Genomic DNA, 25,760 nt, shown 5'->3' on the forward strand with positions numbered 1-25,760 from the left:
CTGCCCTACCCGTCCCTATAATTGCTCCATCATGACTGCTCGCGCTGCTGGTTCCTGGCTTGTTCTCCTTCCGTGCGTGCTGGGCGGGCTTGGCCTGTTCACCGCGCGCCAGGCAGGCGATGGCACCGCTACGTTCTACGTGATCACCCTTCTCACCGCCGCACTGTATGCCGGCACGTGGTGGGTGTGGGGCGACCGGCAAGCGTTCGCGGGTCCGAAGGCGCCGGACCTGCTGCGCGGCGTGGCCTTAGGCGGCGCGCTCGCGGTGGTCTTTTTGCTCGGCGCGCTGGTGGTGCGCCACATTCCGCTGCTGGCCGGGCCGGTTACAGAGCTGCTCAGCATGCCCAGCGCGGGTGGTTGGATACCCACGCTCACCGTGCTGATCTTGAACGGCATCGGCGAAGAGCTCGTCTACCGCGACGCGCTGCCCCGCCAACTGCGTGGCCGCTGTGGTGAACTGGCGGTCGGAGTGCTCTCCACCGGCGTCTACTGCCTAATCACCATCGGGATGGGTGTCTCGCTGCTCGTCTTCGCCGCCGGTGTGCTCGGCGCGCTGTGCTTCTACGAGGCCTCCCGCACCCGGCGTGTCATCTCCCCGATCGCGGTTCACCTCACGTGGTCAGTGACGATGCTGCTGGCGATGCCGCTGGTGCTGTAGCCCACCGATGCACGAACCTAAGACAGTGACACTTTTCGTGCAAGAACATCAAAGACATTCAGGTGCTGCACGTACCCAGTTGAAAGGGGAAGCCGGTCCCCCGTCAGCAACAGGCACCTGGATCCCGGCGGCAGACCTTCGAACGAGGACAGTTCCCTCTGCAGTACTTGCTCATCCAAAGCGGTCAGCGCAACTTGGATGAAGAGGGTTTCATCACCGCGCTGAGCGAGAAAGTCGATTTCCCCGCCGGGGCCTACTCCCGTGTGGACCTCGAAGCGCTGTCGCAGCAATTCAAGGTACACCTGATTTTCCACGTCATGCCCCGTGTTCGTGTTCTTATGCCCAGTAAGAGCATCACGCAACCCCGCATCGACCCAGTAGTATTTCGGCGTTGTCTTCAACCACCCGCGCCCGCGAGTGTCATAGCGGTGGCACGGATAAATCAGGTGGGCATCTGCCATGAGCTGGAGGTAGCGGTCCACGGTGTCGGTGCTTACCTTCACACCCTCGGATTTCAAGGTGTTGGCAATCTTGTTCGCCGATAGCGGCGAACCAGCATTATCCAATACGAATGCTGCGACTTTAATAAAGGTGGCCGTATCACGCACCTGACCACGCAAGGCGATGTCGCGGGTGAAAATTGAGTCGAACAAATCCCTGTTCAGTTGGCGCGCGATTTCGGGCGAGGACTCCAAGACACTGCGAGCAAACCCACCGGTTGTCATCCAGCGCCGGTAGCTTTCCTCCACCGATTCACTGTCGCTGACCCCCGTGAACTGGCGGAACTCCGCAAGCGACAACGGGAACACCTCCAGCGACACGTAGCGCCCCGCAAGGTACGTCAGCCCTTCCCCCGAAAACATGGAAGCATTCGAGCCCGTCGCACAGATCTCAATATTCTGTGCTGTTCGCAGTGAATTGATCATCCGGGCCCAGTCCCTCAACTCCTGAACCTCATCGACGTGCAGATGCGTGACACCGTGCTTCACGCGATCTAAGACGTACTCATGAAAAACCTGGGGCTCGCGGAGGGCATCGAACGTCACGTCCTCAAAGTTGATCGTGAGAATCGCGCGTGGGTCAACTCCCTGCTCAACGAGGTGTTCGCGATACAAATGCAGCAGCGATGACTTGCCGGCACGACGCACACCCGTGATCAGGCGAACAAGGTCGTTCCCGGTGATGGCGGCAAGTTCCTGAAGGTATTGCGGACGCGGAAGAAGGTTCACAAGTTGCGAGTATAGTCGCAACTTTTTTCAAAAAGCACCACAGTTACGAGTATGGTCGTAATTTTTTCTACTCGCTCACCGAGAACACGCGCTTGCCTTTTGGCTTGTCGACGTCCCCGCCCCGCACCGAAATCTCCTCCACATCAAAGATGGCAGAGAGGAAATCAGCGACCCACTGCAGGAGCTCTTCGTCCCGGAGGTTCGGCGCATTGAGTGCTCGCTTGGCTCCACCTTCGCGCGGGAACGGGACCTGCACGGCTTTCGCGGCCGCGCGGTAGTTTGATCCCGGGTACAGGCGCTTGAGGCGCACCTGCTTGGAATCCGGCATGTCCACCGGGTGGAACTTCAGGCGAGCGCCTTGCATGGTGATGTCCGAGACACCAGCGCGGCGGGCCTGGTGGCGGAGCCGGGCAACAGCGAAGAGGCGTGAGACTTCCTCCGGCATCTCACCGAAGCGGTCGGTGAGTTCTTCCGCGACGTGGGCCAGCTCAGCGTCGTCACGCGCGGCGGCGAGCTTGCGGTAGCTCTCCAAGCGGAGGCGCTCGGAGTTGATGTAGGACTCCGGAATGTGGGCGTCCACAGGCAAATCGATGCGAATCTCCTTCGGGCCCTGGTCGGTGGCATCCACCACTTCCCCAGACATGAGGGACTTGAAGGTTTCCACGGCCTCGCCGACAAGGCGGACGTACATGTCAAAGCCGACGCCAGCGATGTGGCCGGACTGCTCAGCACCTAGGACGTTGCCGGCGCCACGCATCTCCAGGTCCTTCTGCGCCACGGCCATACCGGCACCCAGGTCGTTGTGCTGAGCGATGGTGGCCAGGCGGTCGTAAGACATCTCCGTGAGCACCTTGTCCTTGGGGTACAAGAAGTAGGCGTAGCCGCGCTCGCGGGAACGACCCACACGCCCGCGCAGCTGGTGGAGCTGGGAGAGGCCCATGTTCTGCGCGTTTTCCACGATGAGCGTGTTCGCATTCGCAATATCCAGACCGGTTTCCACGATGGTGGTGCACACCAGCACGTCATACTCGCGGTTCCAGAAACCCTGCACGGTTTGCTCGAGGAGCTGCTCGCCCATCTGGCCGTGCGCCACGACGATGCGCGCTTCCGGTACGAGCTCACGCAGATGCCGCGCGGTTTTCTCAATGTCGGCGACTTTGTTGTGGATGTAGAACACCTGGCCGTCGCGAAGCAATTCACGACGAATCGCCGCCGCAATCTGCTTATCCTCCTGCGCACCCACATAGGTGAGCACCGGGTGGCGGTCCTCGGGCGGGGTGGTAATGGAGGTCATCTCACGGATACCCGTCAGGGACATCTCCAGGGTGCGCGGGATCGGTGTTGCCGTCATGGTGAGCACATCCACGTGAGACTTGAGCGCCTTGATGTGCTCCTTGTGCTCCACACCGAAGCGCTGCTCCTCATCCACCACGATGAGGCCCAGGTTCTTCCACTGCACACCCGTCTGCAGGAGGCGGTGGGTGCCAATGACGATGTCGACGGAACCATCCGCCAGCCCTTTGAGCGTCTTCTTCGCCTCAGCGGCAGTGGTGAAGCGGGACAACTCCCGGATCTCCACGCCGAAACCATCCATGCGCTGAGTGAAGGTGGAGTAGTGCTGCTGGGACAGCAGCGTCGTGGGCACGAGCACCGCAACCTGCTTGCCGTCCTGGACGGCCTTGAACGCGGCGCGCACCGCAACCTCAGTCTTGCCAAAGCCCACGTCACCGACGATGACCCGGTCCATCGGGGACGGCTTTTCCATGTCGGACTTCACCGCCTCGATGGCTGCCATCTGGTCTTCGGTTTCCACGAAGGGGAAGTTGTCTTCCATCTCCAGCTGCCACGGCGAATCGGGCGCGAAGGCGTGGCCCGGCGCGGAAGCACGCTTGGCGTAGAGCTCAATGAGCTCGCTGGCGATCTCTCGCACAGCGGCACGCGCCTTACGCTTGGTGTTCTTCCAGTCAGAGCCGCCCATCTTGGACAGGCTCGGGCTTTCCCCACCGGTGTACTTGCTCAGCAAGTCCAGCGAGTCCATGGGCACCCACAGCTGGTCGCCGGGTTGGCCACGCTTGGCGGGCTGGTACTCCAACACGATGTACTCGCGGCGGGCATCGCCCACGGTGCGCTCGGCCATCTTCACAAATTTGCCGATGCCGTGAGTGTCATGCACGACGTAATCCCCCGGCTTGAGCGCCAGCGGATCAACGCGGTTGCGGCGGCGTGGGGCGCGGCGCTTGGCGCCAGCAATGTCACCCACGCGGTTACCCGTCACATCGGTTTCGGTGAACACAACCAGGCCGGGACCAGTGAAGGTCAAGCCAGCATGAGAAATCCCCTGGTACAGCGTGACCTGCCCGTCAACGGGCTCAAGACCCGGGGTGGCAATGCGCGCGGACACGCCATTTTCGCGCAACCTGTCCGCCATGCGGTCGATCGTGCCCTTGGCGGGCGCGACGAAGGCGGCGTGACCACCGTTCTGCAGGTGCAGCTTGATCTTGCCGTACAGCGCCTCAATTTCCTTCGGGTCACCCTTGGGTGCCGGCGCCGGCTCGTACTCCAGGGGCAGCGTGATCTCATCCGCCATGCCCATTCCCGGGGGCGCAAAGGTCCACCATGTATTGCCCGCCTTCAGCGCGGAGGCCTCCAGCGACTCGAAGGAACGATACGAGCTGGCAGACACGTCCAGGCCCTCAGCAGCTACTGGGCCCTCAGCCCCCATGGCGGCAGCTTCCCAACCGGCTTCCAGAAATTCCTCATCGGTGGCCTGCAGGTCAGCAATACGGGTGCGCACCTTCTCCGGGGAGGTCACCAGCACTACGGAACCGGCGGGCATAAGCGCCGGCAACACCTCATAGGTCTGATCCGTCAGCGCCGGGATGAGCGCCTCCATGCCGTCCGGGTGGGAGCCACCGGCAATGCGTTCGACCATCTCCACCAGGGTGCGGTTGCCCGGGTAGGACTGGGCGAGGGTGGTGGCGCGGGTGCGCACGGTGTCGTCGATAAGCAATTGGCGGGCTGGATGCAGCTCAACCGCACTGATGTCTTCGATAGTGCGCTGGTCAGCGACGGCGAAGGAGCGCAGTTCGGTGACTTCGTCACCCCAGAATTCGATGCGCACGGGGTGCTCGGACGTCGTTGGGAACACGTCGATGATGCCGCCGCGCGTGGCAAATTCGCCGCGGCTGGCCACCATGTCCACGTGGCTGTACGCAAGGTCCACTAGGCGCTGGGTGAGTTCGCCGAAATCATGCTCCTCATCCACGGCCACCACGACGGGCTCCACCGGCGGCAGCACCGGCTGGCAGGCCGCGCGCGCGGACGCCACCACTACACGGGTCTTGTCCAAATCGTGCACGACTTTGTTGCGCTTGCCCACCACATCGGCCGCGGGAGACAGGCGCTCGTGCGGCAAGGTCTCAAACGCGGGCATGAGTGCCACCGCATCGCGCCCCAACATCGCGGCGAGCTCAGCGGTGAGGTCTTCTGCCTCATGCCCCGTCGCCGTGATCAGCAGCACCGGCGCCTTGCGCGCGATCGCGCCCGCCGCCCACGGGCGCACCTGATCAATGCCGGTGATGTGCAGCGATTCTTCGCCCACCCGTTTCTGCAGACCAGTCAGCTTCGGATCGGTAATGGCCTGGGTGAGCACCCCAGCCAACACGGGCAGGTCAGAAGAATCGTGTGCCATAAACCCCATCAAACCTCAGTGCGCGCTTTCTGCATTACAAGTCAGGCAATAAAAAAGCTTCCCCACCAGGACTCGAACCTAGAATGACGGTACCAAAAACCGTAGTGTTGCCAATTACACCATGGGGAAAGACGTCCCAGAGCTTACCAAATCTGACACGGGGCTCGAAATAAGGCATTTGCTTATACGCGTTGCGTGCCCCTACCCCCGCTATTGTTGAGCATTAATGCATTAATCCCGTGTATTTGGAGTTTCTCAAGCGATGTCTAAAACCAACAAGATTTTGCTGGCAATTCTGGCTGTCTTAATTCTTATTTTGTGCGCGATTGGCGGCGTCATCGGCACGAAGATGGGATTTTTCGAATCCCGGAATTTGGCGGAGCCATTCAATGAGACGCGCTACAGCGGAACTATCGACGATGCCGAAGGGCTCACGGATGATGTCGTTCCCGTGGTCCTTGTCATCCGCTTCCACGAGGGCGGCAAGACCGGTGAGCTGACCTCCCCCACCTTGCAGCGTCACTCGACCCTTGCCCGGACTGAGAAGAACACCTACCGCGAAGAGATCGTCCACGGTGATGGCGAGAGCGGTATCGAATGGACCTTCACCCCGGGAGAGGACGACACCATGGGTGTCTCCTACACCACCCCGGACGGTGCTTCCGGCACCGCGCAGCTGCCTAAGACCGATCCCACCGACACCGCAGGTGAAGTAGGCATGAACCCGAACGTGGGTGGCACGGACCCGGACGGCATCGAGTTCCCCGAACAGTCCTTCCGCACCACGGGCACGCTCGAAACCGCTGGCACGCCTGAGGGTGAGCCCACCGACGTGATCTTCCGCTGGGGCGCGGATCTGGAGGCGGCAACCGTGACGTACCCGGACCGCGGGTGCTACGGCCTCCTTGACAGAACTGAGCCCAACTATATGACGGAGACCATCACCGTCGGCGACTGTCCGACCGGCGCCACCTGGCACTTCATCGCGGGTGATCCGAGCGGCGGCAGCGTCGAGTACACCTCCCCGGATGGGTCCCAGACCGAAACAATGAACTTCACCCACAGTGATTGGGACATTATCGACGGCGAGATCGGCCTGTCCCGCTCCGGCCCAGTCCTTGACTTCTACCGCAGGTTCACGGAGCAGACGGAGCAGGCAGACAACGACTCCCAGGGAGAGACGCAGGCAAAGAGCTCATGTGATCCCTCCACGTTCGCGGAAGCTGCGAACGTACAGTCCTCCAACATCAAGATCGTGGTCATGTACTGCGACGGCACGTGGGCAACAGCTGGTGAATACGGAACGAGCAACGCTGGTCATTTCCACTTCGCTGATGACCAGTGGTCCGTAATTCCCTCCGACGGCCAGACAGGCGAGACCAGGTTCCAGTGCTTTGATCACACCAAGCTGCGTAGGCAAGGCGCCCCGGATGAATTCCTCACCAACGTGATTCCTTGCTCCTAATCCCCCGTTCAACGCGAAAGTCCCCCAATGACCAAGACGAACAAGATCCTCACCACCATTCTGGCAGTCCTGCTGCTGATCCTTGTTGTGATCGGCGGCGCGATCGCGGTGCAGTCCGGCTGGATCGGTGCGCGCGGCAGCGACAGCAACAGCAACAGCAACAGCAACAGCAACAATATTGCTGAGCCGTTTAAGGGGACGCGGTATAGCGGTGCCGTCGATAAGCCTGAGGGCCTTGCTGATGACACCGAGGATGCAGTGCCTGTCGTTCTTGTGATCCGCTTCCACGAGAACGGCAAGACCGGTGAACTCACCTCCCCCACGTTGAAGCGCCACTCCTCGCTGACACGCACTGGGGAGAACACCTACCGGGAGGACATCGTCCACGGTGAGGGCGAAGGCGGCACCGAGTGGGTATTCACCCCGGGTGAGAACGACGTGATGGAAGTCTCCTACACCACCCCGGATGGTGCTACCGCCACCACGCAGCTGCCCAAGACTGACCCCGCTGACAACGCTGGTGAGATTGGCATCAACCCGAACGTGGCCGGCGCGGAACCGGACGGCATCGAGTTCCCCGCTGACGGCGTGCGCGCCCTCGCAACCATCGAGTTGGCCTCGGAGGGCGGAGATCGCACCACGGAAACCGCTATCTTCCGCGGTTCACGTGAAGCCAATGTGTTCACCGTGACGTACCCGGAGCGCGGTTGCTACGGCGTGCTCGAGCACATCGACAACGTGACCAAGAAAGAGGTGTTCAGCGTCGGCGACTGTGAAGACGGCGGCATCTGGCACTTCACCGGCGGCGATGAGAAGGCCGGCGAGGCCGAGTTCACCTCCGCCGACGAGTCCACCACCGGCAAACTCACCTACAAGGCCACCGAGTGGACCGACCTCGACGGCGAGATCGGCTATTCCCGCTCCGGCCCGGTGCTCGACTTCTACCGCGAGTTCACTGAGGATTCCCTCGACGAAAAGGACGCCGACAAGGAAGAAGAGAAGGAGGCCGACGCGCAGCCAGCTCAGGCAAAGGGCTCGTGCGAACCAGGAGCTTTTGATGCCGTTGTGGACGGTTGGCCCACCCCATTCGAGACGATCGTCAATTTTTGTGACGGCGAATGGGCGTCAGCCGCAGCTGGTGGCACCGATGACGTGCGAGCTTTCCGTTTCGTGGATGGTGAATGGCAATACGTGCCCCACCACGACCTCCAATCGATCAGTAGCTACCCGTGCCACCACCCGGAGATTCTCAAGAACGAGGGTGCTCCCGAGGGGTTAATCAAAGCCACACGTAAATGCGGTTAGCCAGCGCTAAGTTAGCCAACACTTAGCGCGACGAGGGTTTTCGTGGCACCTACTATCCGGGATATGACTTCCCCCATGCCGCACGAGGAGCACAACGCTCGCCGGTTCATCTGGTCGAATGGCCTGCAAAATATCGGCGATCAAATTGTCGCACCAAAATCAGTTCTGGCCTGGATGTTTACGGCCGCTGGGGTGCCGGCGGTGTTCACGTCCTTCCTCGTCCCGATCCGGGAGTCGGGCTCGATGTTGCCGCAGTTCGCGCTCAGCCCGTGGGTCACATCCCACGCTTCCCGCAAGAAGATGTGGCTAATCGGCTCGTGGGGCCAAGCTGTTTCAGCAGCACTCATCGCTGTGTGTGCGTTGCTTTTTAGCGGCACACTCCTGGGCATCACCACCCTGTTCTTCCTCGCCTGCCTGGCCCTGTTCCGCGCCATCTGTTCGATCGCCGGTAAGGATGTGCAGGGCCGCACGATCTCGAAAGGGCATCGCGGTGTGATTACGGGCCGCGCGACTGCCCTTGGTGGTGGGTTTACGTTGGCGGTCGGTTTGCTGCTGTTCTTCCTGCCCAATGATCTGCCTGAATGGGCCATCGTGGCGCTGCTCGCCGTAGGCGCGTCAACGTGGGCCTTCGCCAGCATCGTGTTTTCCGGCATCAAGGAACCGGAAGCAGAGCTCGAAGAGTCCACTGGTCATCACGGCTTTAAACAAATGTGGGAACTGGTCAAGGGCGACCGGGTGCTGCAAAGCTTCCTGCTCGTGCGTTCCCTCCTGTTGGCCACGGCGCTATCCACCCCATTCATCGTGGTGCTGGCCCAGCGTGAGGGCGCAAACTTGGCTGGCCTGGGCGCCTTCATCATCGCGTCCGGTGGTGCGGCCTTGGTGGGTGGACGCGTGTCTGGCATGTGGTCGGATCGTTCCTCCAAAACGACGATGTCGATGGCGGCTGCCGTCGCGTCCGCTGTCATCGTCGGACTTGTCGCCAGCGCCCAATTCGCCCCGGCTGTTGTCAACGCCTGGGTCATGCCGCTGGGTTTCTTCCTGGTCAACCTGGCGCACACGACGGTGCGCGTGGCCCGCAAAACCTACCTGGTGGATATGACTGAAGGTGACCAGCGCACGCTGATCACAGGTGTGTCCAACACGGTCATGGGAATCGTGTTGCTCATTGTGGGTGCGATTTCTTCCGCCATCGCGGCATTTGACCCGCAGGCCGCGCTGCTCTTCCTCGCCGCCATGGGTTTTGCCGGCGTTTTCGGCGCGGCACGCCTCAAGGACGTTTCGGATCCCGGTGTCTAGACCCACACGGTTAAGCTGTGTGGAAGCTACACCCTGTCCACTTCACGTACTGATACCAAGGAGACCATGCCGGTGACCACACCTGCTACCCCGTCTGATTCCTCCACCCCGCAGCGCGCTGTTGTTGTTCTCGCTGCTGGTGCGGGGACCCGCATGAAGTCAACGAAGCAAAAGACGCTCCACGAAATTGGTGGTCGCAGTTTGCTCTCCCACTCCTTGCATGCGGCTGCCGGCCTTCATCCAGCGCACCTCGTCGCTGTGGTGGGCCACCAGCGTGACCAGGTCTCCCCCGCCGTGGACGCCATCGCGGAGCACATGCACGTGACCATTGTGCAGGCAGTGCAGGAGGAACAGAACGGCACCGGCCACGCCGTGCAGGTCGGCTTGGAGGCGATCCCGGATTTCACCGGCACCGTGGTTGTGACCAATGGTGATGTGCCGTTGTTGAGGGCGGAGACGATTGAGAAGCTCGTCGATAAGCATGAAAGCGAACATGCCGCGGTGACCGTGCTTTCCCTCGAGTTTGAGAACCCCACGGGCTACGGGCGCATCATCCGCGACGGCGCCGGTGACGTGCAGGAAATCGTTGAGGAAAAGGATGCGACCGATGAGCAGCGCCGCGTCCGTGAGGTCAACTCCGGCGTCTTCGCGTTCGACGGCGCCGTGCTGCGTGACGCGCTGACCCGCATCAATTCCGACAATGCGCAGGGCGAGCTGTACATCACGGATGTGCTGGGCATCGCGCGTAACGACGGCCGCAAGGTCGCCGCATTCACCGCCCCCGATGCCCGCGAGCTCGCCGGTGTGAACGACCGCGTGCAACTTGCCGCGGCCGGCAAGGAGCTCAACCGCCGCCTGGTGGAGCGCGCCATGCGCGCCGGTGCCACCGTCATCGACCCGGCGACGACCTGGATCGGCGTGGACGTGGAGATCGGCCAGGACGTGACCATCCACCCCAACACGCAGCTGTGGGGCTCCACCAAGATCGGCGACGGTGCGACGATTGGGCCCGACACGACCCTTACCGATATGGAGGTGGGCCGCGACGCTACCGTCGTGCGCACCCAGGGTGAGCTCGGCGTGATCGGTGATGAGGCCACCGTGGGTCCTTTCACCTACATCCGCCCCGGCACCACGCTGGGTGCACGTGGCAAACTCGGTGGCTTCGTGGAGGCCAAGAACGCGCAGATCGGCGAAGGTTCCAAGGTCCCCCACCTCACCTACATCGGCGATGCCACGGTGGGCCGCGAATCCAACATCGGCGCCTCCTCTGTTTTTGTGAACTATGACGGCGTGAACAAGCACCGCACCACCATCGGCGACCACTGCCGCACCGGTTCCGACACCATGTTTGTGGCACCAGTGACCGTGGGCGATGGTGCGTACACGGGCGCGGGTACAGTAGTCACTGAAGATGTTCCTGCGGGCGCCCTGGCCATCAAGGAAGGACACCAGCGCAACATCGAGGGCTGGGTGGAAGCCAAGCGGCCCGGTACGGCCGCAGCGGAAGCTGCCCAGCGCGCACGTGAGAACGCAACCGATACCGCGAGCGATAACTGACTGAAAGGCAACACCTGACCCATGACCGGTAAGAAAGTCGAAAGCCACAAAGATCTCAAGGTCTTTTCGGGCCGTGCGCACCCCGAGCTAGCGGAGCAGGTCGCCCGCGAACTCGGCATCGAGCTGGTGCCCACCACGGCGCGCGACTTCGCTAACGGCGAGATCTTCATCCGCTTCGGGGAGTCCGTCCGCGGCTCCGACTGCTTTGTCATCCAGTCCCACGCGCAGCCGCTGAACAAGTGGCTCATGGAGCAGCTCATCATGATTGATGCGCTCAAGCGTGGTTCGGCTAAGCGCATCACCGCGATCCTGCCGTTCTACCCGTACGCCCGCCAGGACAAGAAGCACCGCGGCCGCGAGCCGATTTCCGCTCGCCTGGTTGCGGATCTGCTCACCGCTGCTGGCGCGGACCGCATCGTGTCCGTGGACCTGCACACCGACCAGATCCAGGGCTTCTTCGACGGCCCGGTGGACCATATGCACGCGATGCCGATCCTGACGGATTACATCAAGTCCAAGTACTCCCTGGACAACCTCGTGGTCGTCTCCCCTGACGCTGGACGTGTGAAGACCGCTGAGAAGTGGGCTAACACGCTTGGGGACGCACCGATGGCCTTCGTCCACAAGACCCGCGACATCGACGCCGCCAACCAGGTTGTGTCCAACCGCGTCGTCGGTGAGGTTGAGGGCAAGGACTGCGTGCTTCTCGACGACATGATTGACACCGGCGGCACCATCGCCGGCGCCGTCGGCGTGCTGAAAGACGCTGGCGCCCGCTCCGTTGTGATTGCTTGCACCCACGGCGTGTTCTCGGACCCGGCGCGCGAGCGTCTGTCCACCTGTGGCGCTGAGGAGATCATCACCACCGACACCCTCCCGCAGAGCACTGAGGGCTGGAAGAACCTCACCGTGCTGTCCATCGCTCCGCTGCTGGCACGCACGATCCACGAGATCTTCGAGAACGGTTCCGTGACCACCCTGTTTGAGGGCCAAGCGTAAAAGTGACCGCCCCAATACCAGACCCAGCTGTTTCGGCTGGGTCTTCTCCTATGCACAACGTTGATCATGGCCTGCACCGGGCCATGAAGAGCCGCCAGCTGCACATGATCGCGCTGGGTTCTGCCATTGGCACGGGCCTGTTTTTGGGTTCTGCCGAATCCATCAACTATGCCGGCCCGGCCGTGCTGGTCACGTTCCTCATCGTGGGCGTTATCGTCTATCTACTCATGCGCATGTTGGGTGAGATGGCGGTGGCCAACCCCGTGTCCGGCTCCTTCGCCGCGTATGCGCGTGAGTACATCAGCCCCCGCGCCGGCTTCATCGCTGGGTGGAACTGGTGGTACACCACCATCGTGGTGGGCATGATTGAGCTCACCGCCATGGGTACCTTCCTGGACTTTTGGTTCCCGGATATTCCCCACTGGGTCACGGCGCTGGTCACGCTCATCATCGTGCTGGTCATCAACGCCGCCCGTGTGAGTATCTTCGCGGAGGCCGAATACTGGCTGTCCTTAATCAAGGTTCTGGCGCTCGTGGCCATGATCATCCTCGGCTTCATCCTGGTGCTCAACCCCTCCTCCGAAGCGGGGTTCCACAACCTCACCGTTCACGGCGGTTTCTTCCCCATGGGCGCCACCGGTGTTGTGTTCTCCCTCGTGGCGGTCACGTTCACCTTCGGCGGCATCATGTCCGTGGGCACCGCGGCCGGAGAGGCCGAGAACCCGGAGCGCACGATCCCCAAGGCCATCAACTCCATCATCTGGCGCATCTTGGTCTTCTACATCGGCGGCATGAGCGTGATTCTGCTGCTGGCGCCGTGGGATGAACAAGGGGCGTCGGAAAGCCCCTTCGTGCGCGTGCTCACCTTTGTGGGCATTGACGGTGCCGCCCACCTGCTCAACCTGGTGATCATGGCGGCTGTCGCCTCCGTGTGCAACACCATGACGTACTCGGGCGCACGCATGCTGCGTGACCTCTCCCGCAACGGGCAGGCACCGAGCTACTTCGCGCACACGACGCAGAAAGGCCTTCCGCTGCGCGCTTTGCTTTTCAACGGCGCGCTCATGGGCTCCGTGGTCCTGCTCAACTACTTCTTTGAGGGCAAGATCTTCACCATCCTGCTCGCCGTCGTAGTCGGCTCTGAGCTGATCACGTGGGCGGCCGTGAACTTCGCGCACCTCAATTTCCGCAAGCGTGGCTACTCATCTAGTTTCAAGGCCCCCCTGTTCCCCGTGGCCAACTACATCTGCGCCGCCTACTTCGTGCTGGTGCTCGTGCTCATGGCCATGCTGCCCGACTACCGCGTGGGCCTTGCAGCCATGGGTGTGTGGGCCGTGATTCTGTTCGCCGTGGCGTCGCTGTCACGCTCGGCGGGAGAAAGCACGCCCGCAACTTAAGCCTCGTAGGGGTCAGGCATGCCCACGAACTGCAGCTCCGTGTATTCGAGCATGCCTTCCTTCGAGCCTTCGCGGCCCAGGCCGGACGCTTTCATCCCACCGAAAGGAATGGAGGCATCTGACACCGCACCGGTGTTGAAGCCGATGATGCCGAATTCCAGGTTGTCGGACGCGCGGTGCAGCATGTTCGGGTCCTGGGAGAACACGTAGGAGGCCAGGCCATACTCCGTGTCATTGGCTAGCCCCCACAGCTCCTCTTCATCGCGGAAGGTGAAGATCGGCGCGATGGGCCCGAAGATCTCTTCCTGGTACACGCGCGCCTCGGTGCTGCAGCCCCGCAGGACCGTGGGCTCGAAGAAGTAGCCGTCGCGGTCCACGGCATGGCCGCCGCAAAGGACGTCGGCGCCGTGGGCCTTGGCGTCAGCGACGAGCTCTTGCATGTGTTCGACCGCTCCCCCGTCGATAAGCGGCCCAAGGTCCACGCCCTCCGCGAAAGGCTCGTCCACGCGCATCCCCTTGATGGCGGCGACGAATTTCTCCGTGAACTCATCGGCGACGCTCTCATGCACAAAGATCCTGTTCGCGGCAGTGCAGGCCTCCGCATTGTTGCGCATCTTGGCCATTGTGACCCCCTCGACGGCGACATCAAGGTCAGCATCGGCGCACACGATGGCCGGGGCGTTTCCACCCAATTCCATGGAGGTGCGCAAGATATTGTCGGCTGCCTGTTTCAGCAGCGTGGCACCCACCTTGGTGGAGCCGGTGAAGGACACCTTGCGCAGACGCGGATCCGCCAGAAGCGGCTCGGACACATCCCGGGAGCTAGCCGTGGGTACCAGGTTGACCACACCGGCGGGCACGCCCGCATCGATGAGGGTCTGCACAAAATACTGAATCGTCAGCGGGGTCTTGCCGGAAGGTTTGATGATGACGGTGTTGCCGGCCGCCAGCGCCGGAGCGACCTTGCGGGTGCCCATGGAGAGCGGGAAGTTCCACGGAGTGATCAACAGACACGGTCCGACAGGTTTGCGGAAGGTGAGCATGCGCGCCCCCTTCGCCGGGTAGTGGTTGGTGGAACCGAAGAAGTGATTGGCTTCCTCGGAGAACCACAGCAGGTAATCGGCGCCGTAGTCGACCTCCCCCAACGCTTGGGCATAGGTCTTGCCCATCTCCAGCGACATGAGGGGGGCAAATTCTTCCTTGCGCTCGAGCGTGAGGTCATAAGCCTTGCGCAGAAGGTCCGCACGCTCGCGAGGTGTCGTCTTCTCCCAGGACGCGCGGGCGCGGTGCGCGGCCGCCAGCGCAGAGACCGCATCCGTGCGGGAGGCGGAGGCCACACTCGTGATCACCTTCCCGGTCGCGGGGTTGACCACGTCAAAGGTCTCCCCCTCCGAGCCGTCGCGCCAGGTGCCGTCGATAAGCAGGCGCTTCTCTACTCGTGCAAGCAACGTCGAAACGTCGATATTGGACATGTCCTACCTCTTTCCTATCGTTGCGTCTGCCCTCCGGTCTACCACCGTGGCGCGTTTGGAGCATGGGGCGGAGGACTGCTAAGATTTTGCAGGTCTCGGCGAGGGACTTGCTGATCAATCAGCAGGGCCGTTATCGACGCGATGAAGACTTCACGTTGCGCTCCGCGCAGCATCACGGTCACTCGACGAGCACGTTATTGTCCATCGTCTGGGTGGCCGCTTTTTATGGCTCCACCCGGTGAAAACACAGTGAGAACACCATAGGAGAACCATTATGGCTACCACCCCTGTTATTAAGGCTGAGAAGCGCGACGAGTTTGGCAAGGGCTCTGCTCGTCGTCTGCGCGTTGCGGGCCGCGTCCCGGGCGTCATCTACTCCAAGGGCGAGGAGAACATCCACTTCCACGTGGATATCCTGGAGATCACCGCTCTGGTGCGTAACCACGGCGTGAACGCCATTCTCGAGCTCGAGGTTGAGGGCGAGAAGCACCTGGCCATCGTGAAGCACGTTGATCAGAACGTGCTGACCCTGAACATTGACCACATCGACCTCCTCGGCGTGAAGCGCGGCGAGAAGGTCAATGTTGAGGTCCCGGTCATCTACGAGGGCGAGGCTGCTCCGGACGCTGTTGTCCTGCAGGAGCTGGACCTGGTGGAGATCGAGGTCGATGCTCTCAAGATTCCGGACGAGATCGTCGTGTCCATCGAGGGCAAGGAGATCGGCGACCAGATCCTGGCTGGTGACCTGCCGCTGCCGGAGGGTGCAGAGCTGCTCACCGATCCGGAGTACCTGGTCATCAACGTCACCTTCCAGCAGGTTGATGAAGAGATCGAGGCTGCCGCTGAGGAAGCTGAGGAGGGCGGCGCTGAGGCTGGCGCTGAGTCCACCGAGGAAGCTACCGAGGGCGAAGAGTAAGTCGCTTATCGACGCTAACGGCTAAACGCCTCAACGGCCGGCACCCCACCGCGGGGTTGCCGGCCGTTTTGTCATTTATGCTGGACTGCATGTCTGATTCACCGGTTCTCATCGTCGGCCTTGGCAACCCAGGCACGATCTATGCCCAAACCCGCCACAATGCGGGAGCCATGCTTATCGAGGAGCTCCTGGACCGCACCACCCCCATGCCCGCCCAGCTGAGCGTGCACAAGAAGACGAACACCGAGGTCGTCGAACTCACCGCCGGGCGCCTGACCAACCGCCGCGCCATCCTCGCGCGCACCCGCGGCTTCATGAATGTTTCCGGCGGCCCAGTCAAGGCCCTGGCCAGTTATTACGGGGTCAAACCGGCGGACCTCTACGTCATCTACGACGAACTCGATCTCGACTTCGGCCACGTCAAACTCCGCTTGGGCGGTGGCGACCACGGCCACAACGGCCTGAAGTCCGTGACTAAATCCCTGGGCACCCCAAATTACAACCGCCTGGCCATCGGTATCGGTCGCCCACCCGGCCGCCAGGCACCAGCCGATTACGTGCTCAAGCCCTTCGGCAAACAAGAGTCCGCCGAGCTGCCCATCACGCTCGCCGATGCCGCCGACGAGCTCCTCGCTGCTATCTAGAACTTGGGGTTAGTAGCCCAACAGGGCGGACTCGATTTCGGCGGCTGCCCCCTCCAGAAGCTTGCCCGCGAAGTCCTCACCCACCAAGCAGTAGGCATGGTCCGGATCGCTGCGCAGCGGTTTCTGCATCGCATTGAGCTGCGGGTACAGCGGTGGCAGGTCATCGTGCTCGCGAGTAAAGCGGGTTTCCACGCCGCGGGCGTAGCGGCCGGAGAAGGCACGGGTAGATACAGATTTCCCGCCTTCGCGCAGGAGGGCGCGGTTGCGGTCGGAGGTGCCGGCTTCGTCGGCAAGCAAGAAAGCACTTCCACAGGCGACGGCGGTGGCACCCCACTCGATGAGGTGCTCCACGTCCTCGTGAGTACGGGCACCACCAGCGGCGATGAGGGGGACGTTGACGTGGCGGAAGATGCCGTCGAGAAGCTTCTCCAGCGGCCGCGGATCCGGCTCCTCGGTGAGCGTCCACGTGGAGCGGTGACCACCGGCCTTCGGGCCCTGCACGATCAATCCATCCGCGCCGCGCTCGGTGGCCTTGAGTGCGTCAACCTCATTCGTCACCGTCACCCACGCCTGGATGCCCGCGTCGTGAATACGCTTGAATTCCTCTTCCGTGAAGCAGCCGAACGTGCAGGAAATGATGGTGGCGCGCCCGTCTTCCAGCGCTAGGCGCAGCTTGTCGTGGAAGCCAAACGCGTAGTCCGGCTCAGGGATCTCCGCCCCCAGCTCCGCTGCGATCGCCTCGAGATCCTCCCGGAGTGGCTCTTCGCGCTGCGGATAGAAGAGGTTCACACCAAACGGCTCCTCGACGCGCGACAGTTCCTCGCGCGTCTGATCAAGCGAGCACGTGCCCCAGGCAAGGAAGCCGAAGCCAACGGCATTCACCAGCTCCGGGGTGCTTGGGCCGCCCGCCATGGGGGCAGCGATGACGCGGGGCAAACGTGCGGGTAGTTCAGGTGGCATGGGGTCCACCTTAACGCCCACCTCCCATAGACTTGGCACCGTGTTTGATTTTCTGCGCAGGTTGTTCTCGCCGTCCCCCGCTTCTGATCCCGCCCCAGCCCGTGGCCCCGACCTCGCCGAAGTCGACGCCGAGTGGCTCATCGTCGGCCTGGGTAACCCGGGCGCACAATATGCCGCCACCAGGCACAACGTGGGCTATATGGCGCTCGACGAGCTTGTGGGCGCTCCCCTGCAGCCGCTTCCCGGCATCAAAGCTCACGGCCTCATGGTGCCGGACACCAACGCCTTCGCGGTGCGTTCAACGACCTATATGAACCTCTCCGGCGCGGGCATCGCGCCCGTGGCACAGAAGCTGGGCATCCCCCCGGAGCGCATCGTGGTCCTCCACGACGAGCTAGACCTGCCCGCCGGGAAGGTGCGCGTCAAGCTGGGCGGGAACGAAAACGGCCACAATGGCCTGAAGTCCCTGACCGAGCACCTAGGCACCCGCGATTACATCCGCGTGCGCATCGGTATTGGACGCCCACCGAAGGGCACTCCGGTCCCCGACTGGGTGTTGGGCCCCGTCGAGGATGAGGGCCTCGCCGATCAGATCACCCTGGCCGCGGAGGCCGCGCGCCTCACCGTCACCGACGGGTTACAGCGCGCGCAGAACGTCATCCACCCGAAGAGCTAGCCTCGCAGCTTCCCAGTGTGCGCCTCCAACCGATCAAGCATCGCCGCCAGCTCGGTCGCGCGGTGCGGGATCGGGTTGAACCCGTCCACCATGTCCACGGCCTGGATGAAGCCAAGCTGCTCACGCACATCGTGCATGTGGAAATTCGACGCGATCTGGCGCCAGTGCTCGATGGCGCGGACGGCACCGAGGCCGCCGTAGCCGACGAAAGCGAGGGGCTTGCCCACCCACTCCGGCCCCAGGGTGTCCACGGCATTCTTCAGTGCAGCCGGCACGGAGTGGTTGTACTCGGGCGTGATGAAGATGAAGCCATCGCACGCATCAATCGCCTGTGACCAGCGGGTCACCTCATCGTTGTCGTACTGCTTGTTCATCAGCATGGGCAGCCCGGCGCCGTCGTAAAGCGGAAGCTCGAAGTCCGCGAGGTCGATGAACTCGTACTCGAAGCCATCACGCTCGCCGATCTTCTCCCGCAGCCAGGCGGCAACCTTCTCCGCGGTGCGTCCCTTGCGGATGGATCCGATGATCACGCCGATTTTCATGTGGCTCCTTAAGATCTCGTGTTTTCTCTACTGTAATAACGCACGCGGGCCAGTTATCTTCCCGTGGCGGTAGCGACTACCCTCTACAGGTCATGAGCACCGTTTCCGAGGCCGCCCGCCGCCGCACATTCGCCGTCATCGCACACCCGGACGCCGGTAAGTCGACGTTGACGGAGGCACTCGCGTTGCACGCGCACGTCATTTCGGAGGCGGGCGCGGTGCATGGCAAGGGCAACCGCAAATCGACGGTGTCTGACTGGATGGAGATGGAGAAGGACCGCGGCATCTCCATCGCATCCTCCGCCCTGCAGTTCGAGTACGCGCCGGAAGGCCACGAGGGCGAACCGTACGTGATCAACCTCGTGGACACCCCAGGTCACGCCGACTTCTCGGAGGACACCTACCGCGTGCTCTCCGCAGTCGATGCTGCAGTCATGCTTATCGACGCTGCCAAGGGCCTCGAGCCCCAAACCCTCAAACTCTTCCGCGTCTGCAAGGCCCGCGGCCTGCCGATTGTCACCGTGATCAATAAGTGGGACCGCGTCGGACGTGAGCCCCTTGAGCTTGTCGACGAAATCGTCACCGAAATCGACCTCCAACCCACCCCCCTTTACTGGCCGGTTGGCGAGGCCGGCGACTTCCGCGGGCTCGCCCACGTCAACGACGACGGCGAAGCTGACGAGTACATCCACTTCACCCGCACCGCCGGCGGCTCCACCATCGCGCCGGAGGAATACTTCGCCCCGGCCGACGCCGCCGCCAAGGAGGGCGATGCCTGGGACACCGCCGTCGAGGAGGCCGAGCTACTCGCCGCCGATGGGGCCGTCCACAGCCAGGAGCTCTTTGAGCAGTGCGTCACCTCCCCTTTGATCTTCGCCTCCGCGATGCTCAACTTCGGTGTGCACCAGATCCTGGACACCCTGTGTGCCATCGCCCCCGCCCCGGAGGGCCGCGATTCCGACCCGAAGGCCATTGAGGCTGCTGCGTCCGGCGGCGGCCAAGCCATCGACCCGACGCGTGAGGTCGGCGACGATTTCTCCGGCGTCGTGTTCAAGGTCCAGGCCGGCATGGATAAGAACCACCGCGACACCCTCGCCTTCATGCGCGTCGTCTCCGGCGAATTCGACCGCGGGATGCAGGTCACCCACGCCCAGTCGGGCCGCAGCTTCTCCACCAAGTACGCGCTCACCGTCTTCGGCCGCGACCGCGACACCGTGGAAACCGCCTTCCCGGGCGACATCATCGGCCTAGTCAACGCTGGATCGCTCGCCCCCGGCGACACCATCTACGCCGGCAAGAAGGTCCAGTTCCCGCCGATGCCGCAGTTCGCGCCGGAGCACTTCCGCACGCTGCGCGCCAAGTCCCTGGGCAAGTACAAGCAGTTCCGCAAGGCGCTCGAGCAGCTCGACGCGGAAGGCGTGGTGCAGATCCTCCGCAACGACCTGCGTGGCGACGCCGCCCCGGTCATGGCCGCCGTCGGCCCCATGCAGTTCGAAGTCATGCAGGCCCGCATGGAAAACGAGTACAACGTGGAGACCGTCGCCGAACCCATCCCTTACTCCGTCGCGCGCCGCACTGACGCGGAATCCGCCCCGGAGCTGGGCCGCCAGCGCGGCGTGGAGATCTTCACCCGCACCGACGGCGAACTCATCGCCCTGTTCGGCGACAAGTGGAAGCTCGCCTTCATTGAGAAGGAGCACCCGGAGCTCACCATGGAGCCCCTCGTCGCCGACTAGGTCCGGCCGCTCCCCTCTAGTCCCCCTCTAGAACCTTCGTGTTCTAGAGGTTCGTGTTCGGGATCCTTCCCTCGTGCGCCACCTTGTCGCCGTCCCAGTAGTACGTCACGGTGCTGTTGTACTTCGGTGCCTCAGCGTTCCCTGCACCAGACTCCATCAATGCCTCCCAATCCTTATATAGGACCGTGAAGCTGCCGCCATCATTCGGCGTGACCTCCATCGCCTGCTGCGGCGCAATCGAATCGATGCCGATGTACTCACCCTTGTGGAACATCAGGATCAGGGTGCCAAACTGCGCGTTCCCCTGTTTCGCCTGCGTCACGAGCGCATAACTCAGATCCCCACACGAGTCATAATTCGTGTGCCCCGTAAATACCCAGCCCCCGTACTTGTTCGGATACTTCTCATTCACTTCCGCCGTAGCCTTGTGAATCTCCGGCGCCGACGGATCCGTGTTGCAGTCTTTCTCGCCTTCTTTCTCACGTTCTTTCTGAGTCGTGGTCACTTCGACCGTGGACTCGGCCGCACTATCATCCGCGGCACGATCCGCCTGCGACCCAGTAACCTTCAGCGACGGTTCCGCAAGATCGGAGCTTTCACCATTGCTGCATCCGGCAAGAAGCACAGCACCCGAAAGCGCCACTCCCGCGAAGATCCTGTTTACGCGTTTGCCATCGTTCTTGCCTTTAAGCATTGGAATCACCAGCTTTCTGTTCAGGGATAAGAACGCAGCGTGCACACGATTCTACGTGGATCTCACCCATTCGGAGGATGCTCCGACCAATTCTGATTCATCCGCCATGCATCACACGCGGCGCACCACTTTCGACTTTTCCCTGGAAGACCGCGGCCTCACTGGGAACATCTCCCCATCAGGTCTGCCTCTTACTCGTGCCGCTGCTCGCGGCCGATGTCCCCCGGCCCTCCCCATGGCGCGGTTGACTGCCGAGTTTTCCGCCGGGTCCGCCCCATTGAACTCTATGCGCGTACTTCCAGACCTAACTAGGCCTGCCCGCCCCGTCCCCGGGTCATATTCCATATGCCCCTTGCCGTTGCTGCCGTCCCGTTCGTCGTTATTACATCTGTGATGCTCACGGCACAGCCCGGTGAGGTTCGAGATATCGGTCGAACCACCCTTAATCCAGGCAATGATGTGGTGGATCTCGCACTCCGACAACGGGGCCGTGCAACCTGTCCAAGCACACACCCCCTGCACCGCAAGCAACGCGATTCGCTGAGCAATGGATGCGCTCCGAGTCCGCCCCATCGACAGTGGAACGCCGGTCACACTATCCAGCTGCAGAACAAAGTGAGTTGGCCCTTCCGAACCATCAAGGCCGAGACGCACGAGGTCGAAGACATCAACTTCGATCCCCGTATTCGTCATAAACGTGGTCTGCCCGTCGGCATCGGCCAGATCATCCAGCGTCATCGGCACTACAACAGAAGCAGCTCCACCAGAGACTTTTTGCTGGTCCGACTCATACTTCTGAAAGATAGAGAAGAACTGGTCATACCGGCGCTGGGCCGGGCTCCGGTAATCCGTCTCATCCGGACTCATATTGCTATTCGGCGCCAGCCCCTTATCGGAATGAGCCTTAATCAAAGCCGCATGCCCCGCAGTGGTGGTCAGCGTAATGTCCACCGATCCATCAGGCTTCCTACGACCAATATGCATCCCACGGTTCTCAAATCCCGCATTCGGGTTCGTGCGCGGAGCGTGCTCCCGGTTCGCCTCCTCAACAAGACGCCGCACAAAGAAGCGCAGATCCTTCGCATCACGCCGATCCGCCTGCTTCATGGCCTCAGCATGAATTCGCGCACGCTCACCGCGCGCAGCCTTCAAGAGCTTGTCCAGCTCCCTGCGAATAATGTTCTGCTTCTCCGCAGACACCGCAGCAGCCCGCCGGCGCGATTCCTCCTGGGCACGGCGCCGCTCTTCCTCCGCCCGCTGCTTCTCCTCTTCGGTATCCCGCTGTACACCAGATGAACTGGAGAACAGATCCTCCCCCGAGGAATCCTCAGGTTCCTCACCACCACTCACCGGCTCCGGCGGCGGCGCAAACAAATCCCGGCCACGCGCGAGCCTGTCATAAGCCTCCCCTGGAGAGAGCCCCAAGCGGTTCTGCAGGTATGCATTGGGGCGACTCGCGCCCACCAATCTCCCCGCCTCATCTCGTTCGCACACATAGGCGAAACAGGCATCAATAAAAGCCTTCGAATTGAAGAAGGCTTCAAGCTTTTCCATATCGCCAGCAACATCCGCCAGGACAACAGAGGAGGGGTCCGAGAATTCATCACGCAACTGCATTAGTGCATTTCCAATGATATCAACCAGCTGCGAAACTTTAGTGGACATCTCCCCCTCCTTCCCCTGAGGATGCTGTTAACTAACCTTATCGGCCACTAACAACATCCTATCCCACCCGAACACTTTTACGCAAGGGTGTTCGAACTATTTTTTCTAGAATCTTCCCCGCAGATCACCAAGCCACCAAGACACCGAACCGCCAACGCAATCCCTGCGCTGGCGGTTCGACTATCTCGCGGTAATCAGTAGTTGTCAGAAACTGATGCTCTTGCCAATCCCCTCCCTAGAACTCGGGATATGACAAGTTGGGGATGCGGCCGTGGTGGTCAACCTTCTCACCATCCCAGAAGTAGGTCACTTCGGAGGTGTACTCGTGGGCATCCGCGTTCGGTGCACCGGCGATGTTCTGTGCCTCAACATCCCGGTAGACAACCGTGATGCTTCCGTCGGGATTGGCAGTGACGCGTTCCGCGTGCTGCGGATGGTTCGAGTCAATGCCCACGTACTGGCCCTGGTGGAAGAGCATGAGCACCGTCAGTGGTGCACCGTTGCCTTGGCCACCCTGTGTAGCCACGGCGTAGGTCAGGTCGGAGCAGTGATTGAAGTTGGAGTCACCCGTGTACGTCCAGTCACCATGCGCAGTGGAATGGTCACGGTTGAGCGCCGCATTTCCTTCCACAATCGCGGGATCGTCCGCGTTTGTCATACACACATCAGCTGCTTCAGCTGTGGCGTCTACAGTCCCTGCCACCGTCATGAGCATGGCTCCGGACAGCGCAGCACCAGCAAAAGCCCTGATTCTGTTACTTGTAGTCTTACTTGTGGTTTTGGTTTCTTGTTGCTTGTTCTGCATGAGTACCACACGCTTTCTGTCGTGAGACTTTCAGTCGTCGAACTACGTTGAACTACCTTCGAACTACCGCGGTGCAGCCCACGGTACGCCGAGCAAGCAGAACCACAAGGCCTCCGGACTCAACAGCAAGAAAAACCACCAGAGCTGATTTTTCCCTGAACCTCTCACCAGGCAGCTTCGCGGAGAATCGGTATTCTTCAAAGCTTCGTAGATATCGGCTCAACGCTCTTTTAGGCCTGCAAAAACTCCACCCAGCTATCCCACTCCCGCTCCATTTGCGCCTTCCCCAAGGCGTAGTTGGCGGTGAGCTTGGCCAGGTTGCGCTCGGATGCGTCCACGCTCATGGCGTCGGGGAAGAACACGTGTGCGCGGCCCTGTTCTTCGAGTTCCAGGATGCGGCGCTTGGACGCGTTGTAGCGCCCCGGTCGCACGATGAGGGCCTCAGCCACAGCAGGGTGCTTGGTAAACAAGCGCCGCGTTGCCATCGGCCGTGTCACGGTTGGGCGCACGTAGGACCGCTCTTTAGTGGCTAGGACGAGGAATTTGGAGTAGCCGGCTTTCTCAGCAGCGTCGATAAGCAATCCCCCTGAGTATCCGAGCGCGCCGTCGACATACGGCACACCGTCGATGAAGCCCATCGGCATGACTTTTGGCAGCGTGGAGGAGGCGCGAGAGATCTGGCCGACGCTTTCCAGCGAGTCGATATTGCGGCGCGTCCATTGCATCGTGTGACCCGTGTCGGCGCGCATGGCTTCAACGTGGACGTCAATGTCGCTGTTTGCTTGGAAGGCCTCCCAGTCGAAGGGAAGCACATCGCCGGAGCGCTCGTAGATGAATTCAGCGTTGAAGTAGCCATGCCCGCGCGCGAAGTGCATCCACCCACCGAATTGCTCGTGAGCTGCGAAATTAGTGAAGGCCTCGCGCGCGCGATGCGCATCCTGCGAGGCGTAGTTCAACGCGTGCACTGAGCCGGCCGATACCCCACCGACCCAGCCAAAGCGCACCTTTTCCTCGATGAGCTTGACTATCGCGGGCGCGGTGTAGGAATTACGCATCCCCCCGCCCTCAATGACGAGGGCTGTGTCGGAGGCATCAATCATGGCCCTGATTGTAAGTCCGCAGGGCCATCATTGCTTATCGACGCCCCCGCGCCCCACCTAGCCCTCCAAAAAGGCCTTGATCGCGGGCCACTCACGTTCCAGTTGCTCTTCGCCAGCGGCGAAGTTCGCTTCCAGCTTGGGCACTTTGAGCTCCGTGCTCTCCACCATCATGTTTTCTGGGAAGAAGGCGTAAGCGCGACCTTCCTTTTCCAGTTCGATGATGCGGTCCTTGGAGCGGTTGTACTCATCCGGGCGCTCGATCGTGCGGCGCGCCACCTCGGGGTACTTCGGGAACATGCGGCGCACCATCGCCGGACGGCTGGCTTGCTCACGGACATAGTCGCGGGACTTGGTGGCCAGGACGAGGAATTTGGAGTAGCCGGCCTTCTCCGCAGCGTCAATAACCAATCCGCCGCCATCACCCAGCGCACCGTCCACGTACGGCGCACCGTCGATGTAGGCCATGGGCATGAGCATCGGCATGGTGGAAGAACAGCGAATGACCAGGTTAATAAAGTCCTCGTCCGTCAACCGGTCATTATTGAATGCCACCGTCTCACCTGTGTCAGCGCGGACCGCTTCGACGTGGATGGTGGCTTCATTCGCATTAAAGGTCTCAATGTCGAAAGGCAGTAGACCACCGCGGTCCTGGAACATGAACTCCGCGTTGAGCAGGCCACGCCCCATCGCGAGCGAACGCAGACCACCAATCTTCGGGTGTCCCATGAAGCTGGTGAATGCTTCGTGGGTGCGCTCAGCGTCGCGGGAGAGCATATTCACGGCGTGGATCGCACCAGCGGAAACGCCCCCGACCCACCCAAATTGCACATCCTCATTGATCAGTTTCATGATCGCGGGGGCAGTGTATGAGTTTCGGGTTCCTCCGCCCTCAATAATCAGGGCGGTATCGCGTGCGTCAATCATGGTTCACCACTCTACGGGTGAACTTT

21 protein-coding genes are annotated in these 25,760 nt (G+C 61.8%); 11 read left to right on the top strand and 10 right to left on the bottom strand.

Going from position 1 to position 25,760, the window contains the following annotated elements; translation table 11 throughout:
* Positions 1-31 precede the first annotated feature (31 nt).
* Entirely contained in the window at positions 32-658 is a 627-nt protein-coding gene (locus tag L8U60_RS04310) for a CPBP family intramembrane glutamic endopeptidase (protein ID WP_269965145.1), read from the top strand.
* A gap of 17 nt (positions 659-675) precedes the next feature.
* Here the strand turns inward: L8U60_RS04310 and L8U60_RS04315 are convergent, their stop codons facing one another.
* Both L8U60_RS04315 and mfd read right to left on the bottom strand, forming a co-directional pair.
* Positions 676-1,887 (bottom strand): ATP-binding protein, encoded by a 1,212-nt coding sequence (locus tag L8U60_RS04315; RefSeq protein ID WP_269965146.1) that lies wholly within the window; start codon positions 1,885-1,887, stop codon positions 676-678.
* 67 nt (positions 1,888-1,954) lie between these two features.
* Complete coding sequence (mfd, locus tag L8U60_RS04320) at positions 1,955-5,578, bottom strand: transcription-repair coupling factor (RefSeq protein ID WP_269965147.1); 3,624 nt, start codon at positions 5,576-5,578, stop codon at positions 1,955-1,957.
* Positions 5,579-5,840: 262 nt separating this feature from the next.
* Between mfd and L8U60_RS04325 the strand changes: the two genes are divergently transcribed.
* The 6 genes from L8U60_RS04325 (at position 5,841) to L8U60_RS04350 (ending at position 13,600) form a co-directional block, all read left to right on the top strand.
* A complete protein-coding gene (locus tag L8U60_RS04325; RefSeq protein WP_269965148.1) occupies positions 5,841-7,043 on the top strand; it encodes a hypothetical protein in 1,203 nt (400 codons plus the stop codon).
* A gap of 27 nt (positions 7,044-7,070) precedes the next feature.
* Positions 7,071-8,348 (top strand): hypothetical protein, encoded by a 1,278-nt coding sequence (locus tag L8U60_RS04330; RefSeq protein WP_269965149.1) that lies wholly within the window; start codon positions 7,071-7,073, stop codon positions 8,346-8,348.
* Between the two features lie 63 nt (positions 8,349-8,411).
* Positions 8,412-9,644, top strand: a complete 1,233-nt coding sequence (locus tag L8U60_RS04335; RefSeq protein WP_269965150.1) for an MFS transporter — start codon at positions 8,412-8,414, stop codon at positions 9,642-9,644.
* Between the two features lie 66 nt (positions 9,645-9,710).
* Entirely contained in the window at positions 9,711-11,204 is a 1,494-nt protein-coding gene (gene glmU / locus L8U60_RS04340) for a bifunctional UDP-N-acetylglucosamine diphosphorylase/glucosamine-1-phosphate N-acetyltransferase GlmU (RefSeq protein WP_269965151.1), read from the top strand.
* A gap of 21 nt (positions 11,205-11,225) precedes the next feature.
* A complete protein-coding gene (locus tag L8U60_RS04345; protein ID WP_269965152.1) occupies positions 11,226-12,203 on the top strand; it encodes a ribose-phosphate diphosphokinase in 978 nt (325 codons plus the stop codon).
* A 50-nt stretch (positions 12,204-12,253) separates the two neighbouring features.
* Positions 12,254-13,600 carry an amino acid permease gene (locus L8U60_RS04350; protein ID WP_269965153.1) on the top strand — a complete coding sequence of 449 codons (1,347 nt, stop codon included), beginning with the start codon at positions 12,254-12,256 and terminating at the stop codon, positions 13,598-13,600.
* Here L8U60_RS04350 and L8U60_RS04355 read toward each other — a convergent pair.
* Positions 13,597-15,072 (bottom strand): NAD-dependent succinate-semialdehyde dehydrogenase, encoded by a 1,476-nt coding sequence (locus L8U60_RS04355; protein WP_269965154.1) that lies wholly within the window; start codon positions 15,070-15,072, stop codon positions 13,597-13,599. The two genes, L8U60_RS04350 and L8U60_RS04355, sit on opposite strands and share 4 nt — an antisense overlap.
* Positions 15,073-15,346: 274 nt before the next feature.
* Between L8U60_RS04355 and L8U60_RS04360 the strand changes: the two genes are divergently transcribed.
* Entirely contained in the window at positions 15,347-15,988 is a 642-nt protein-coding gene (locus tag L8U60_RS04360) for a 50S ribosomal protein L25/general stress protein Ctc (RefSeq protein ID WP_269965155.1), read from the top strand.
* Between the two features lie 89 nt (positions 15,989-16,077).
* On the top strand, positions 16,078-16,632 hold the full coding sequence (gene pth / locus L8U60_RS04365) for an aminoacyl-tRNA hydrolase (protein WP_269965156.1): 555 nt from the start codon (positions 16,078-16,080) through the stop codon (positions 16,630-16,632).
* Positions 16,633-16,641: 9 nt separating this feature from the next.
* On the opposite strand, the gene L8U60_RS04370 is transcribed toward pth (L8U60_RS04365), so the two are convergent.
* Entirely contained in the window at positions 16,642-17,592 is a 951-nt protein-coding gene (locus L8U60_RS04370; protein ID WP_269965157.1) for a nitronate monooxygenase, read from the bottom strand.
* Here L8U60_RS04370 and pth (L8U60_RS04375) point away from each other — a divergent pair.
* Entirely contained in the window at positions 17,591-18,268 is a 678-nt protein-coding gene (gene pth, locus L8U60_RS04375) for an aminoacyl-tRNA hydrolase (protein WP_274708470.1), read from the top strand. The two genes, L8U60_RS04370 and pth (L8U60_RS04375), sit on opposite strands and share 2 nt — an antisense overlap.
* On the opposite strand, the gene L8U60_RS04380 is transcribed toward pth (L8U60_RS04375), so the two are convergent.
* Positions 18,265-18,810 (bottom strand): NADPH-dependent FMN reductase, encoded by a 546-nt coding sequence (locus L8U60_RS04380; RefSeq protein ID WP_269965159.1) that lies wholly within the window; start codon positions 18,808-18,810, stop codon positions 18,265-18,267. The two genes, pth (L8U60_RS04375) and L8U60_RS04380, sit on opposite strands and share 4 nt — an antisense overlap.
* A 92-nt stretch (positions 18,811-18,902) precedes the next feature.
* Here L8U60_RS04380 and L8U60_RS04385 point away from each other — a divergent pair, with 92 nt between their 5' ends.
* Complete coding sequence (locus tag L8U60_RS04385) at positions 18,903-20,546, top strand: peptide chain release factor 3 (protein ID WP_269965160.1); 1,644 nt, start codon at positions 18,903-18,905, stop codon at positions 20,544-20,546.
* Positions 20,547-20,589: 43 nt separating this feature from the next.
* On the opposite strand, the gene L8U60_RS04390 is transcribed toward L8U60_RS04385, so the two are convergent.
* The 5 genes from L8U60_RS04390 to L8U60_RS04410 form a co-directional block, all read right to left on the bottom strand.
* Positions 20,590-21,240 (bottom strand): LppP/LprE family lipoprotein, encoded by a 651-nt coding sequence (locus tag L8U60_RS04390; protein ID WP_269965161.1) that lies wholly within the window; start codon positions 21,238-21,240, stop codon positions 20,590-20,592.
* A gap of 111 nt (positions 21,241-21,351) precedes the next feature.
* Positions 21,352-22,905 carry an HNH endonuclease signature motif containing protein gene (locus L8U60_RS04395; protein ID WP_269965162.1) on the bottom strand — a complete coding sequence of 518 codons (1,554 nt, stop codon included), beginning with the start codon at positions 22,903-22,905 and terminating at the stop codon, positions 21,352-21,354.
* A gap of 235 nt (positions 22,906-23,140) precedes the next feature.
* The gene (locus tag L8U60_RS04400) at positions 23,141-23,608 is read right to left on the bottom strand and encodes an LppP/LprE family lipoprotein (protein WP_269965163.1); all 468 of its coding nucleotides are present in this window, start codon (positions 23,606-23,608) and stop codon (positions 23,141-23,143) included.
* A 332-nt stretch (positions 23,609-23,940) separates the two neighbouring features.
* The gene (locus L8U60_RS04405; RefSeq protein ID WP_269965164.1) at positions 23,941-24,810 is read right to left on the bottom strand and encodes a patatin-like phospholipase family protein; all 870 of its coding nucleotides are present in this window, start codon (positions 24,808-24,810) and stop codon (positions 23,941-23,943) included.
* A gap of 57 nt (positions 24,811-24,867) precedes the next feature.
* Positions 24,868-25,734: a patatin-like phospholipase family protein gene (locus tag L8U60_RS04410; protein WP_269965165.1), complete on the bottom strand. Its 867-nt coding sequence runs from the start codon at positions 25,732-25,734 to the stop codon at positions 24,868-24,870.
* Positions 25,735-25,760 lie beyond the last annotated feature (26 nt).

It is taken from the genome of Corynebacterium meitnerae, from assembly GCF_027570075.1.
Lineage (GTDB): Bacteria > Actinomycetota > Actinomycetes > Mycobacteriales > Mycobacteriaceae > Corynebacterium > Corynebacterium meitnerae.

Bases quoted from the DNA above. Each gene is read 5' to 3' on its own strand.
- mfd (WP_269965147.1), bottom strand. From the start codon at position 5,578: ATGGCACACGATTCTTCTGACCTGCCCGTGTTGGCTGGGGTGCTCACC.
- glmU (WP_269965151.1), top strand. From the start codon at position 9,711: ATGCCGGTGACCACACCTGCTACCCCGTCTGATTCCTCCACCCCGCAG.
- L8U60_RS04325 (WP_269965148.1), top strand. From the start codon at position 5,841: ATGTCTAAAACCAACAAGATTTTGCTGGCAATTCTGGCTGTCTTAATT.
- L8U60_RS04410 (WP_269965165.1), bottom strand. From the start codon at position 25,734: ATGATTGACGCACGCGATACCGCCCTGATTATTGAGGGCGGAGGAACC.
- L8U60_RS04405 (WP_269965164.1), bottom strand. From the start codon at position 24,810: ATGATTGATGCCTCCGACACAGCCCTCGTCATTGAGGGCGGGGGGATG.
- L8U60_RS04385 (WP_269965160.1), top strand. From the start codon at position 18,903: ATGAGCACCGTTTCCGAGGCCGCCCGCCGCCGCACATTCGCCGTCATC.
- L8U60_RS04310 (WP_269965145.1), top strand. From the start codon at position 32: ATGACTGCTCGCGCTGCTGGTTCCTGGCTTGTTCTCCTTCCGTGCGTG.
- L8U60_RS04360 (WP_269965155.1), top strand. From the start codon at position 15,347: ATGGCTACCACCCCTGTTATTAAGGCTGAGAAGCGCGACGAGTTTGGC.
- L8U60_RS04335 (WP_269965150.1), top strand. From the start codon at position 8,412: ATGACTTCCCCCATGCCGCACGAGGAGCACAACGCTCGCCGGTTCATC.
- L8U60_RS04380 (WP_269965159.1), bottom strand. From the start codon at position 18,810: ATGAAAATCGGCGTGATCATCGGATCCATCCGCAAGGGACGCACCGCG.
- pth (WP_269965156.1), top strand. From the start codon at position 16,078: ATGTCTGATTCACCGGTTCTCATCGTCGGCCTTGGCAACCCAGGCACG.
- pth (WP_274708470.1), top strand. From the start codon at position 17,591: ATGGGGTCCACCTTAACGCCCACCTCCCATAGACTTGGCACCGTGTTT.
- L8U60_RS04350 (WP_269965153.1), top strand. From the start codon at position 12,254: ATGCACAACGTTGATCATGGCCTGCACCGGGCCATGAAGAGCCGCCAG.
- L8U60_RS04390 (WP_269965161.1), bottom strand. From the start codon at position 21,240: ATGCTTAAAGGCAAGAACGATGGCAAACGCGTAAACAGGATCTTCGCG.
- L8U60_RS04370 (WP_269965157.1), bottom strand. From the start codon at position 17,592: ATGCCACCTGAACTACCCGCACGTTTGCCCCGCGTCATCGCTGCCCCC.
- L8U60_RS04355 (WP_269965154.1), bottom strand. From the start codon at position 15,072: ATGTCCAATATCGACGTTTCGACGTTGCTTGCACGAGTAGAGAAGCGC.
- L8U60_RS04330 (WP_269965149.1), top strand. From the start codon at position 7,071: ATGACCAAGACGAACAAGATCCTCACCACCATTCTGGCAGTCCTGCTG.
- L8U60_RS04345 (WP_269965152.1), top strand. From the start codon at position 11,226: ATGACCGGTAAGAAAGTCGAAAGCCACAAAGATCTCAAGGTCTTTTCG.
- L8U60_RS04395 (WP_269965162.1), bottom strand. From the start codon at position 22,905: ATGTCCACTAAAGTTTCGCAGCTGGTTGATATCATTGGAAATGCACTA.